Genomic DNA, 14,728 nt, shown 5'->3' with positions numbered 1-14,728 from the left:
GTTCAATCAGTGTTATCCGTGGTCTATTTGCTATGAAAATATTTGTAACAGGAATTTCAACCGATGTGGGTAAAACAATTGCTTCTTCTATTATTGTTGAATCCTTAGAGGCTGATTATTGGAAACCGATTCAGGCTGGAGATTTAGACAATTCTGATAGTCATAAAATCAAATCTAAAATCTCTAATCTAAAATCTAAAATTTTTGAAAATAGTTATCAATTAAATACACCGGCAAGTCCGCATCTGGCAGCAGAAATTGATGGAATTACTATTGATTTAAATAAAATTGCGGAACCTGAAACAGATAATCATCTTGTGATTGAGGGCGCGGGTGGAATTTTTGTTCCGTTAAATGAAAGTGAAACCATTATCGATTTAATTCAACCCGATTATAAAATTATTGTGGTTTCAAGGCATTATTTAGGAAGCATCAATCATACTTTATTAACGATTGAAGCAATTAGAAATCGTGGTTTTCAAGTTTCAGGAATTATCTTTAGCGGAAGCGAAAATAAATCGACAGAAAGTTTAATTCTAAATAAAACCGGAATAAAATGTATTGGCAGAATTGACGAAGAACCCTATTTTGATCAAAATGTAATTAAAGAATATGCCGATTTGTTTAGAGATAACTTACTTAATTTGTAGAGTAATGAATATAGAATAAGGAAAATAGACTTTCCTATCTTTGTCTGAATTATTGGGTTTAGTCTTTTTTCTATACTCTAATATCTATAATTCTAAATAAAATGACTTTAACAGAAAAAGACAGCCAATACCTTTGGCATCCTTATACACAACACAAAACATCTCAAACCTCAATCGCTATTTCCAGAGGTGAAGGAGCATTGCTTTGGGACGAAAACGGAAAGGAATATATTGATGCTATTGCTTCCTGGTGGGTAAATCCGTTTGGGCACAGTAATAAATTTATTGCCGATGCGATTTACAAACAATTAACCACTCTGGAACACGTTTTGTTTGGCGGTTTTACACATGAGCCCGCGATAAAAGTGGCAGAGAGACTGATGGAGATTTTGCCTAAAAATCAGCAAAAAATCTTCTTTTCTGATAATGGATCAACTGCGGTTGAAGTGGCGATAAAAGTTGCTCTACAATATTTTTTTAATAAAAATGAAAAACGAACTACTATAATTGCTTTCGAAAATGCTTTTCACGGAGACACTTTTGCAGCAATGGCGGCAAGCGGAATCTCTTTTTACACACAGGCTTTTCAGGGAATGTTTATAGATGTAGTGAGAATTCCGGTTCCGGTAAAAGGAAAAGAACAGGAAAGTTTTGATGCATTAAAGGATGTTATTGAAAATAATAATTGTGCCGGTTTTATTTTTGAACCTTTGGTGCAGGGAGCAGCAGGAATGGTGATGTACGAACCGGAAGCATTGGCAAAACTGATCAAAATTTGTAGAGAAAACAAAGTCCTGACCATTGCCGATGAAGTGATGACGGGTTTTGGCAAAACAGGAAAGACGTTTGCAATGGATTATGTTTTAGAAAATCCGGATATGATTTGTTTGTCTAAAGCTTTAACGGGAGGAACAATCCCAATGGCGATTACGACTTTTACGCAAGAAGTTTTTGATGCTTTTTATGATGATGATATTAATAAGGCTTTGTTTCACGGACATACTTTTACGGCGAATCCTACAGGTTGCGCAGCCGCATTGGCAAGTATGAATTTGTTGCAGACCGAAGAAATGCAAGCTAATATTGAAAGAATTAATTCGAGCCATTTAATCTTTCAAAAGAAAATAGAAAAACATTCAAAGGTAATTACAGCCAGAACATTGGGGGTTATTTTTGCAGTCGAAATCAAATCAGATTCAGAAGAAAGTTATTACGGATCGATGCGTAATAAGCTTTATAATTTCTTTATCGAAAAAGGAGTCATTTTGCGCCCGGTTGGAAATATTGTTTATATTCTTCCTCCGTATATCATGACCAATGAACAGCTTCAAAAAGTATATCAAACGATAGAAGAAGCGATTGAAATGGTTTAATAGTTTTTAAACCATATAAGGGATATAAGAAAGTGTAAGCTTTATTTAAAAATTAGTGCTTTGCGAACTTTGTATTCTAATAATGCAAGCTATAAATAAACTTTTGCGAACTTTGCGGTTAAATAGATCCAACATTGAATACTAAAATCTCGATTACAGCTTTTTCATCGATTTCTCCTTTAGGAAATACTTCTGAAGGAGTTTGGGAAAAATATCTCGACAATCAACATTGTTTTTCGAAGCAGTTTTTTGATCAGCAAGAAACTTCGGTGGCTTCTCTTGACGCGGAATCGAAACAAATTGTTACTGAAATACGGGAATCAGATATTAAATATAAATTTTTAGACGATTCGGTTTTGTTTGCGATAGCGGCTTCGCGAAAAGCGGTTGAGCAGGCAGGATGGAATTCAGATGATGTTTTCGGAATCAATATTGGTTCCTCTCGTGGTGCTACAGATTTATTCGAAAAACATTACAAAGAATATTTAGATACCGGAAAAGCACAAACTTTAGCTTCTCCAACAACAACTCTGGGGAATATTTCGTCATGGATTGCGCATGATTTGCAAAGTAATGGCCCTGAAATTTCTCATTCTATAACGTGTTCTACTGCTCTTCATGCCTTATTAAATGGAGTTGCATGGCTGAAAGCAGGAATGGCTGATAAATTTTTGGTAGGAGGAAGTGAAGCACCATTAACCGATTTTACGATTGCTCAAATGCGTGCTTTAAAAATATATTCGAGAATTAATCAAGAAGAGGATTCGTGGCCAAACCTGGCTTTTGATTTTGAAAAGACTCAAAACACGATGATTTTAGGTGAAGGCGCTGCAGTTTGTTGTCTGGAAGCTGGAGAAGTAGCAAATGCAATTGCCTTTATTACAGGAATTGGTTATGCAACAGAAATTTTAGAACATAACATTTCGATTTCTGCAGAAGCAACTTGTTTTCAGAAATCGATGAAGATGGCATTGAGAGACGTCGATTTAGAAAGTATTGATGTTATAGTAATGCACGCGCCTGGAACGATAAAAGGTGATATGACCGAATTGCGTGCCATTGAAAAAGTTTTTGGTTCTAAATTGCCTTTATCGACCACAAATAAATGGAAGATAGGACATACGTTTGGAGCTTCCGGAATATTGAGTTTAGAATTGGCGCTGCTAATGTTTCAGCACGATACTTTTATCGAAGTCCCTTTTGGAACAAAACAAAATCAAACAAAATCTATAAAAAGAGTTTTAGTAAATGCCGTGGGTTTTGGCGGAAATGCCGTAAGTATTTTGATCGAGAAAGCGTAAATTATAGTTAATAAATAAAAAAAGACCATTCGTAGCGAATGGTCTTTTTTTAAAATTGATGTTTGTATATTATTGAAATATGATTTTTCTAGTCGTAGTAAAATCATTTTCTAAAGTCACTTTTACCAGTAAAACCTGATTGCTCGATGGCAGGTTTTGAATTTGAAGTTCGGTATTTGAAACTTTATTTTTGTTGTAAAGTGTTTTTCCCGTAATATCAAAAATGGTAACTTCTTTTACGTTTTCTTTTGACGATAAAACGTTGATAGTTTTATTTTTTACTGAAATTAAAATTCCATCCTGGATATTTTCAAAATCGCCGGTTCCTAATGTTTTGTTGGCATATTTTAAAACGAATCGGTCAGTAAATGTACCACTCGCACTTTTAAAAGTATAATCACTTGAGCGTAAATCGTGGATGATACCAGTTTTTTTATCTTCTAAATAAATGGCCTGATTACTCATTTTGCCATCGACCTCGTCTATTGCTATGGTAAAAGTATCCTCGACAGATGTTTTGTATCCTAACGGAACAACATCAGTATTTACAAATGGCAAAGCACGACCCTGAATTACAAGTTTAGTGGTATTAACCATACTATAAAAATCAAGGTATGGATTACCATCAAAACTTACTCCGTCGAATTTATTTTCATAGGCATTGGTTGCTCCTTCGATATAACCAATCAATAATTGTTTGAAAGTTCCCTTTGAGCTTGTCATATTAAGCCAGATGCGATTCTTTTCGATAGAGGTTTCTTTTGATGTTTCGGATGATTTAAAAAACTGATTGTTGTTTGTACCCCCAAATCGCATCGAATTATTATAAAGTACAGGCCCTGCTAAACGTCCGCTGACAAAAAAGGCTTGTCCTGCCCCTACATAACCGGATGGCTTTTCGTTACCGGTAAGTGCTGCTTTACTTGTTCTTACGCTTCCGCTAAGATTATAACTGGCGTAATCATTCGGGTTATAATCATAGTTTCCAACAGGGGTTACAGCAGTATTATGTGTCCAGAAATAAACAGTTCCGTTTAGTACTGTATTTCCCTGAATAAGTTTATCTATGCTTAAAGCCGATGGATAAGGATTTCCGATTAATCGATATTTACCTGCGGTTAATGGTTCTCCAACGATGTCTCCGTTATTTGGAACTCCGATAAATGAAGCAGTATAGTCAGCCTTATCTGTATTGGAGTAAGTTTCAGGACCGCGAATAATATATCCTTTCCCTACAATCATATCGGCGTTTCTATCAGCATCAATCCAACCTGAACCGTGATGGTAATAAAACAGATCTGGCTTGGTATCAGGTGAAACTTTAAGTAATTGCTGTGGTTTAACAGGTGTTGACCAATACACGAAATCTGCCTGACGAATTTTAAGGGCCGTACGCTTGTAAGTGATGTTTCCGGTATTCACAACATTGTTGCTTTGTAATAAGCTTGAATTATTTTCGAAAATTAGTTGACCATTTGTAGTTATTGCATTGGTAATGGTTAAGGTTATTCCCGTAGGAACTGTTACCACTACACCTGCATTAATTGTCAACGAACATGCAAACGCGTCAGTAGCAAAAGGCTGATTTGGGTTTACTGATTCAATTATCGCATTTTTTGTAGGAGTTGGAGGATCATTACTCCATTTTGTACCATTCCAGCTTGTTGAAGTCTGATCAGTAATGTCAACTGCAATTGTTTGATCTGAAGTACAAGTACCATTGTTTACTGCAAAATAATATGTTCCTACCGCTAGGCCCGTTACGGTATAACTTGTTTCAGAAAGCGTTGTGTTATTAAAGCTATTTAAAGCAGTACCAGTTTGATATAATGTCCAATTTCCTGTTGGAAGATTATTTAAAGTTACACTTCCTAAATTTGAGCAGCCCACACCAATAACTTCACCTACTTCTGGTTTTATTAACAAAGGATTAATTGATAAGGCTCTCGATATTGAATTCGAACAACTTCCGTTAGTTACTGTATAAACAACTGTTACGTTACCTACTGTTCCACCTGTTACAGCTCCATTTGTTGTTATATTTGCTGTACCACTTCCATTTGTAACAGACCAAACACCACCCGGAGTTGAATTTGAAAATATTGTTGATGAACCAACACATATTACCGGAGCACCTCCTGTAAATGTGCCCGTTATAGGTAAATCAGCTGTTGTTACCGCAATTACATTAGATTGTGTGACATAATTGCCACAAGAAAAAACGGATTTAATTGCATATTGATATGTTTTGTTTGGCGATAAGCCAGTAACAGAAAACGCACTATTATCCCCCACATTAATATCTGTATATCCAGACAAAGTAGTGGTAAAATTATCATCTGAAATACTTAGTAAATAAGATGTAGCCTCATTTACTTTAGTCCAATTAGCGGTAAAGCCATTACATGTTGGTAAAGTTGCATTATTTGCTGCTGGTGCTATACCTGGTACTAATTTTACGACAGATGAATTGCTGGCTGAACAATTTCCACTTTGTACTACTGCCCTGTAATAAGTTGGAGTACTTACATTAATTCCTGATAAAGTTGTAGAGGTGTTGGCAATTGTTGCAGGTGTTGATACAAAATTATCTGCAGAAGACTCCCATTTTATTACATTGCCCGTGTGTCCTGACAATGTAATCGTTGCCGTATTTGACGATGTTGTATAACATGAAGCACTTGCCGCTGTACCGCCAACTGTAGCTGGACTTATTGTCATAGATCCGGTAGCGCTCACTGTACCACAACCTCCTAATAATGGAATAGTGTAAGCAAAAGTCCCTGAAGCTGTTGGTGTACCGCTAATAGTAATTTTATTAGGTGCCCACGCTGCTGATAATCCCGATGGTAAATTACTTGGCGAACCAATACCAGTTGCCCCCGTAGTCGTGTGCGTTATATAAGTTGAATTTGTTAAAGGTACATTGATACATAATGTTGGAGTAGATAATGCGACTCCTGCTGTATTAGTAGGATTTATCGTTACGGTTACCTTAAACGGAGTTCCAGCACAACCAGAACTGGTTGGGGTAACTGTATATACTGCGGTTTGATTAACAATAGTTGTATTAACTAAATTTCCTGTAATATTTAATGGAGTTCCCGAACTTACTGCTCCGCCTGTAAAACCAACTCCGGATGGAAGCCCCCAACTATAAGTTGTATTGGCTGGTACAATAACGCTTCCGAAATTAACAGGAACAACTGTAAAAGAAGTGCCACTACAAACTGTAATTGCTATGTCTGATATTACGGGTTTAGGATTTATTATTACTATTCCATTCATATTTGAAGTACAACTAGTAGTAGTATTTTTAGCAACAACTGTATATGTACCAGCTGCAGTTTGAGAACCAAAACTAATAGCTGCTCCTGATGTTGGGCCTGTAACAGCAGTTCCGACATTAACGCCGTCCTTTTGCAATTGGTAACTAATACCTGAAGTTGAAGCATTCAAACCAACCGAAACTCCGGAACCGCCAAAACAGTACGATCCTGCTCCGGTAACATTGAAAACCGTTGGAAGAGCACTTACCCTAACATATGTACTTGAAGGATTACTGGCACAACCACCTGTTGTAGTTGTAACTACCGTTACTTTCTCAACAACCCCTGAACTCGAAAATGTCACCGTTGGGTTTTTACTAGTCGTTGAAGAGAATGTTGCTGCGGACGATCCTGACCACAAATAAGTTACACCTGAAGCAGGAACGTTTTCTACATCTAATTGAACAGAAGTACCTGAACAAGCTGTTAAAGTTTTATAACTACCTTTAGGTATTGTTGTTGCAACCGGAGTAACTTGAGAACTTGGAACTAAAACTATATTATCTATAATAGAACCTAAAGTTTGCCCTATCGTAGATGCAGAGTTGTAAAACTCAATCAATATTGAAGAACTTGTTGGCGTAAACGTAAAAGTTCCTAGTTGAGGAGTGCTATTATTGTCGGTAGTAGTAATGTTTTTTGTTGCTGTGGTAGATCCTCCCTCTATTATTTTAATATCAACTGCAACGGTAGCGGGAGCATTTGGTCTACGGGCATACAGAAAACTAAGTGTATAAGGAACACCGGGAACAACTGTTACAGATTGCCCTAGCGATGCCTCATAATCTAATTCTGCTGTATTATCATTATTCCCATTAGGAAAATAGACACTTTCATTCAAAACCTCAACAGTAGAACCTTTTGAATTAACAGCATATGTCCAGCCGGAAGTGGCAGGTATACTACTAAAATCGCCATTAGTAATTCGATTCCCCACACAATTTGCAATGACGACATCATCTATAGATGCGCTACAAACACTACCATTACTTATTGTCCATCTTAATATATATGTCCCTGCTGTTGTTCGATTAAATGTAGCTGCTGGATTTGTAATACTACTAAATTGATTCGTGGACGTATTTGGACCACTAACGACTGACCAAACTCCACTACCTACTATTGGAGTATTAGCAGCCAATACAAAAGAGGAACTACTTGCTGTTTGGTCAGGTCCTGCATTTGATACAGTTGGAGGCTGACTTACAGTTACTGTAACAGTTCCCGGCATTTGTACTAAGTTTCCACAGGATGATGCTAATACATTAAAAGTTGTAGTTCCTGTTAAATTCCCTGTAGGTAAATTAATTGTTCCATTTGTACCCGCAACTGCCGAACCAATTAATGCATTTGAAGCATCTCTCAATTGATAATTAACACCTACTTGTGACAAAGCAACCGTAATGTTACTACTATTTCCAGAACAAAGAGATGTTGGTACAGGTGCTATAGTTTTATTTTCCGGTACATTAATTATTGTTATGTCTGGAGTTGTAAAGGCTACATTTCCAGGCCCTACACCATTAAGATTACCTGCAAACCATGCAATTTGTTCAGATACAACATCAAATGTAAGATTATTTATTCCAGTCGAGAGGTTAGAAGTATATCCCGCTCCCACATTGTTAGATGCTGTAAATGGAATATTATAAATTCTCTTAGCTCCCGGTGCCAGATTACCAGCATCTGTACGGACATAATAATCCGCTCCGTTTATTGCACCGTTAGTATTCCATTTTACACCAATATTAATGTCTGGAGAGCTATCAGTCCAGGTAGCAGTTCCCATATTTTGTATCTCAACGTTAACAGTTCTTGTTTCTCCTGAGCACCAAGTATCAGAACCATAAGTTGCTCCTAATATTTTGGCTACATAAGTTAATTGAGATGTAATTTTTACTTTTCCGTTAGCACCTGCTCCTCCTGCTATGTTTGAACCATTATATTCACCGCCGCCGCCGCCGCCGCCGGGCACAACACCAGCAGTCCCTATGCCGTTTGTAGCACCTGCACCTCCAGTACTACTAGTATTTCCACCATTACCTCCATTACCTGCGGGAACTCCTCCACCGCTACCACCAGTAGCACCGGTCAGATTAAGATCTCCACTTACATTGGTATCTGCTCCTGTTGCTCCTCCTCCTACACCACCTGAAAATGTTGTGGCATTATTTTGCAATCCTCCTGAACCACCATACGCCAACAATGATAAACTCGATGGGGTATGAGTTAGCGTTGAATTAGTTCCTGCAGCGCCATTAGTTGCATTTCCTCCAGTTCCTCTAGTTCCAATTGTATAATTAATTATTTGTCCCGGAACTACAGTAATAATCTTAGTAGCATAACCACCACCTCCACCACCGGAGCCCCCTCTTCCATTACTCCTCGATCCGCCGCCGCCGCCGCCGGCTCCCCATACTTCTATTTTAACACTGTTAACTCCAGCGGGAATTCTATAGCTTCCTCCTCCTGATGTAGCATTGTCAACAAGAACTGTTTGCCCAAAACCAAATTGAACAACAAAAAACATTCCTAGACAAAGCAATTTCACACTTGGGATAAATAATTTTCCAGAAAAGAAATCAACGGGTTTTAAAAATAAAGAACGAATAATCAAAAGTAATTTTCGAATCATACAAATGGTGGTATTTATATTTAAATTTGTTTTTTTTATTAAGCGAAATAAAAAAGGCAGCTCAATTTGAAAGTGCGATATTCCTATTTAGACTTTTTTACAACCAAATTTTGCACATAAAATCCTGTCTCAGAGACTAGATCAAAATGTTAAAATTTAGGCACAAAAATATCATAATTCTACACACTTCCAACATTTTAAAAAAATATTTTTTAAGAAAAACAGAAAAAAGCTACGGATTTTTAACAACAAAATGATTATTTTTAGCAATAACCGTTAAAAAGAAAGAAAAAACACATGAATTCAATTTTAACAATAAAGGACGCAATACAAAAATTAGAGCATTTTTGTGCCTATCAGGAACGCTGTCATGCAGAGGTAATTTCTAAATTATACAGCTTAAAAATGTCTCCTGATGAAATTGATATTGTTGTAGTTCAACTAATTGAAAATAATTTTTTAAACGAAACCCGTTTTGCCTGCAGTTTTGCAAGAGGTAAACATCGCATAAAACATTGGGGAAGAATCAGGATTACCAATGAGCTTAAATTAAAGCAGGTTTCGTCTACTAATATTACACTGGCATTAAAAGAAATTTCGCCTGAAGAATACGAAACTACTTTTGATCAGCTTTCTGAAAGATGTTGGAATAATCTTCACGAAAAAAACACCTTAAAAAAACGAAAAAAATTCTGCGATTATATGTTACGCAGAGGATATGAAAGTTTCTTGGTTTATGATAAAGTAACTCAATTAGAAAAGGAATTGTAAAAACAAAAATCTTGATTTATTACCATCAATTATCTTTATTTTACACATAATCTCACAAGTTATAATTTACAACTTTATTATGAATTATTCCACTGAAAGACGTTTTTTACAACTATAGCTTAAAAAAAGAACTCATTTTTCTTAATATTTTATGAATTTTCCTATGTTTTAAAACTGTATTTTATAAGAAATAACATTAAATGTTAATTTTTAAGATGTAGTTTATCGACTATTTTAACAGTTCATCGATTAAACTAGGGTTCTAAAAACCCTCCCCTTTTCGAACACGTAGATGTATCTATATTTGCTCGGGCATTTTTTCTGCGCCTGATATAACAAATTGTATAGAAAACATTTAGCATGAAGAAAACTTTACTTTTTACTATTCTATTTTTTAAGGTTTCATTTTTATCCTTCGTAAAAGATATCTTTAGATTTCCAAAATTTTACTTTAAAGCAATAACTATCTTCTTTTTGATACTTGGCACTAATATTTCAAATGCTCAATGCAATAGTAGTGCAACAGCAGGCGAAGTGCAAAGTAATAATAATAAAATGTGTGTAGGAACTACTGAAAATTTTTGGTCAACTGGATGGGATAGCGGAACTTGGTCTTCATCAGACTCTTCTATATTAGAAGTAAACGGAACTACTGCTACTGCAAAAGCACCAGGAGTCGCATACGTGATATATACATTAAGACAACCAAATTGCAACGAAGTTAAAACTGCTCAAAAAATGATTACAGTTTATCCTGCTTTAGGTGAAACTGGTGAAATATCAGGACCATCTGTTCAATGTGACGGAAATAAAGGACAAATCTATTCAATAGCACCTGTAGCAAATGCTACACACTATGTTTGGAATATACCCTCTAATTGGACCATTACTTCAGGAGCCAATACAAATTCTATTACCGTAACTATTGGCTCAACTGCTGACAATATTACTGTAGTCGTCTCTAATGATTGCAGAACTAATTATGCAAAGTACAAATATGTAAACATAACCAGCAATAAAACAGATACTCCAACAATTACAGCTAAAGGTAGTACAGATTTTTGTCAAGGTGGCAATGTTGTTTTAACTTCAAGTACTGCGGATCATTATTTATGGTCAAATGGTGAAACTACTCAAAGTATAACAGTTACAAGTTCCGGCAACTATACGGTGACAACAACACAAGAAGGCTACTATTGCCCAAGCAATGCATCTAATTCTATTGCCGTTAATGCAACAGGACCAGAGGTAACCACCCACCCTCAGACATTAATTGTGTGCGAAGGTCAATCAGCGAATTTCAGCGTTGCTACTTCGGCTTCAAATCCATCCTATCAATGGCAATATTCCGCTAACGGCTCTACAGGATGGACAAACACTGATGATGTAGAAGGAGTATCAGGACACAAAACATCTACTTTAAAATTAAAAAACATTCCGTTATCTTACGGTAATAATTATGTACGCTGCGTAATATCAAATTCTATTTGTTCAACATATTCAAATACAGCCAAACTAACCGTGAATCCAAATAACACGATAGTTTTAAGTTCTGCCGAAGAAACAAATAACCAAACTATTTGCAACAATACGGCTATTACAGATATTACCTATCACACAACTGGCGCTACACATGCTAATTTTCAAGGATTACCTAATGGAGTTATCGGTAGTTTTGCTTCTAACAAAGTAACCATTAGTGGAACACCAACGGAGACAGGAACGTTTAACTATATAATAGATTTAACTGGAGGATGTGGAACGTTAGCAGCCATAGGTAAAATAGTTATTAATCCTAGTTTACCTACGGTAAGTATAACTTCTTCGGAGTCTTCTACAACAATTTGCAATGGAACTTTAGTAACTTTTAAGGGAACACCAACCAATGGAGGAACAGCACCAAAATACCAATGGTATCTTGGATCAAATCCAATTGTTGGACAAACAGGATCGCAGTATACAACAAATGGATTAAACAATTTAGACGCCATCAAGGTTGTAATGACATCAAACTCTACTTCATCCTGCTTAGCTTCAAAATCAGCCACTTCTAATATCATTACAGTTACAATAACAAAGACAGATAGAGGAAGAACAAAAGGTGGAATTCACATTTGCCAAGGAGACCAAAATCCTCCTTTGGCCGTATACAACTTTGACGATCCAAATAAAGATGCTCTCTATTCAGATCCTAGCAAAATTATACGATGGGAATATAGTGACGATAATAACAAAACGTGGAAATTTATAGAAAATACTGCTGGAAAAGTAACTTATACTCCAACCGAAATTCTAACTGCATCCAGAAATTACAGAGCTGTAGCAAAAAATGGATCTTGTAACGAAGAGTACGCTATTGAAACGCGAATTGATGTTGAATTTGCACCAACAATAAATTCACAATCTACTGCAACTCAAACACAATGTATTAATGGGACTTTTAATCCGATAAGTATTTCGGCAACGGGATTTGAAATTAAAACATATCAGTGGTATAGTAATACAACAGCTAGTACAATAAACGCGACTTCGTTAGGTAACAAAAACGGAGCGGCTACTAATACCTATACACCTCAGTCAACAACTGCTGGTACATTATACTATTATTGTATTGTAACGGGAAAATGTGGTTCAACCACAAGCACTTTTTCTGAACCACTTGTAACAAAAAGGGTATCAACACCTCCAAAAGTAGGAGCTATCACACAGCCAAATTGCACCACATCAACAGGTAGTGTAGTTTTAGAAGATGTTCCACATTCTGGAAGATTACTTGAATCACGAGGTACAGTTTATAATTTTGTAACTGCAGGAACTACATTTGAAATTTCAGGACTTGCACCGGGAACTTACAAATTTGCTATAGATGACAATTGCTCTATCGTATATTCCTCAGAAATAGTAATTCAACCGGCAAATACCTGGAATGGCAACAAATGGTCAAACGGAACACCATCAGAAACAGATCGAATTGAATTTACAGGAAATTATGATATCGATACCAACCTAAACGGTTGTTCATGTACCATAAATAGTGGAGCAGTTGTTACTATAAAAGAAGGAAGAACTTTGGCGGTTGCAAATGCTGTTACGGTTCTGGATGGAGGATCATTAATATTCGAAAATAATTCAAGCTTATTACAAAGCAACAATGTTGTGAATACCGGAAACATCACTTACAAGCGTACGGCCCTTAAAATTCGTCAGGCAGATTTCGTGTATTGGTCAACACCTGTTAAACCACAGCAATTACTTAAAGTTTCACCTGATACCAAGCCAGATCTGTTTTATTACCATCACGGTTCAGGTTGGATTGATGCTGATAGAAACGCCGATATGATTGTAGGGAAAGGATATATTATTCGCGGTCCTGAAACTTACTCCAATACAGATAAGGCTGACTATACTGCTTCATTTATCGGAGTTCCAAATAACGGAGACATCGTTGGAGAACCATTAACCGCAGGTAAATATCGATTAATCGGAAATCCTTATCCATCGGCTTTAAGCATAGATAAACTTATTCAGGGAAATACAGTACTAAACGGAACTGTTTATTTCTGGACACATAATACTGCTGTAACCCCTGTTGGAAACTATGATTATAACCCGAATGATTACGCCAGTTATAATCTTAGCGGAAGCGTAAGAACAAGTAAAGCAGCACTTACCGGTAACGAAAAGCCATCCGGTTATGTAGGGGCAGGACAAGCCTTTTTTGTCAGCGGACGTTTAGCAGGGCCTGTACTTTATAATAATTCGATGCGATTTGGGGGTACAAACAACAATCAGTTTTTTAAATCATCCGAAACATCAAAAGAAACCTCTATCGAAAAGAATCGCATCTGGCTTAATATGACAAGCTCAAAGGGAACTTTCAAACAATTATTGATTGGTTATATCGAAGGAGCAACCAATGCCTATGAAAATAAATTCGACGGAGTAAGTTTTGATGGTAATCCATACCTTGATTTTTATAGTATGGTTAATACCACTAAACTTGTAATTCAGGGTCGTGCTTTGCCATTTGTAAATACTGATGTTGTTCCGTTAGGATACAAAACATCTGTTGAGGATACTTTTACCATAGCAATAGACGAGGTCGATGGCAAAATGAGTAATCAGGCCATTTATTTAGAAGATAAAAAAACTGGTATCATCCACGATTTACGCTCAAGTGATTATACTTTTAAAAGTGCGAGTGGTACATTTACTGACCGATTCGTTTTAAAATATGCCAACAAAACACTTGGAACCGGCGATTTTGAAAATACCCAGGATGGAATTTTAATTTCAGTAAAAAATAAAACTATCAACGTTTTATCGTCAAAAGAAAACATAAAAGAAGTTACCATTTTTGATATTATGGGAAAAACACTTTACAACAAAAATAAAGTTTCAAATACCGAACTTCAAATTCAAAACCTGCCATCGAGCAATCAGGTTTTACTGGTAAAAGTGACTTTAGAAAATGATTTTACTACGACTAGAAAAATCATATTTCAATAATAGATAAACAATACATTTATCTTATAAAAAAATCCATTCGTTGCGGCGAATGGATTTTTTTTTGTTATTAAAATATCACTAAAAGTGGGTATTGCAGGTTTTAATATAGAAATGTAAATTTCGGTTAATTCTTACATATTTAATAACGCCTCATAATTTT

Annotated in this window: 6 protein-coding genes; 5 read left to right on the top strand and 1 reads right to left on the bottom strand. The window is 36.1% G+C overall.

Annotated elements, in window-relative coordinates; translation table 11 throughout:
• Nucleotides 1-32 precede the first annotated feature (32 nt).
• The 3 genes from bioD (at nucleotide 33) to LNP81_RS04445 (ending at nucleotide 3,324) form a co-directional block, all read left to right on the top strand.
• Nucleotides 33-650, top strand: a complete 618-nt coding sequence (gene bioD / locus LNP81_RS04455; protein WP_230033735.1) for a dethiobiotin synthase — start codon at nucleotides 33-35, stop codon at nucleotides 648-650.
• Nucleotides 651-751: 101 nt separating this feature from the next.
• The gene (gene bioA / locus LNP81_RS04450; RefSeq protein WP_230033734.1) at nucleotides 752-2,023 is read left to right on the top strand and encodes an adenosylmethionine--8-amino-7-oxononanoate transaminase; all 1,272 of its coding nucleotides are present in this window, start codon (nucleotides 752-754) and stop codon (nucleotides 2,021-2,023) included.
• A 134-nt stretch (nucleotides 2,024-2,157) separates the two neighbouring features.
• On the top strand, nucleotides 2,158-3,324 hold the full coding sequence (locus LNP81_RS04445) for a beta-ketoacyl synthase N-terminal-like domain-containing protein (protein ID WP_230033732.1): 1,167 nt from the start codon (nucleotides 2,158-2,160) through the stop codon (nucleotides 3,322-3,324).
• 69 nt (nucleotides 3,325-3,393) lie between these two features.
• Here LNP81_RS04445 and LNP81_RS04440 read toward each other — a convergent pair whose 3' ends face one another.
• Complete coding sequence (locus LNP81_RS04440) at nucleotides 3,394-9,288, bottom strand: T9SS sorting signal type C domain-containing protein (protein WP_230033731.1); 5,895 nt, start codon at nucleotides 9,286-9,288, stop codon at nucleotides 3,394-3,396.
• Between the two features lie 297 nt (nucleotides 9,289-9,585).
• On the opposite strand from LNP81_RS04440, the gene LNP81_RS04435 reads away from it, so the two are divergent.
• Nucleotides 9,586-10,059: a regulatory protein RecX gene (locus LNP81_RS04435; protein ID WP_230033730.1), complete on the top strand. Its 474-nt coding sequence runs from the start codon at nucleotides 9,586-9,588 to the stop codon at nucleotides 10,057-10,059.
• A 360-nt stretch (nucleotides 10,060-10,419) separates the two neighbouring features.
• Nucleotides 10,420-14,568: a T9SS sorting signal type C domain-containing protein gene (locus tag LNP81_RS04430; RefSeq protein WP_230033729.1), complete on the top strand. Its 4,149-nt coding sequence runs from the start codon at nucleotides 10,420-10,422 to the stop codon at nucleotides 14,566-14,568.
• The last annotated feature ends 160 nt before the right edge of the window (nucleotides 14,569-14,728 follow it).

This window comes from Flavobacterium piscisymbiosum, assembly GCF_020905295.1.
Lineage (GTDB): Bacteria > Bacteroidota > Bacteroidia > Flavobacteriales > Flavobacteriaceae > Flavobacterium > Flavobacterium piscisymbiosum.
This window is presented reverse-complemented; position numbering and strand designations above follow the sequence as displayed.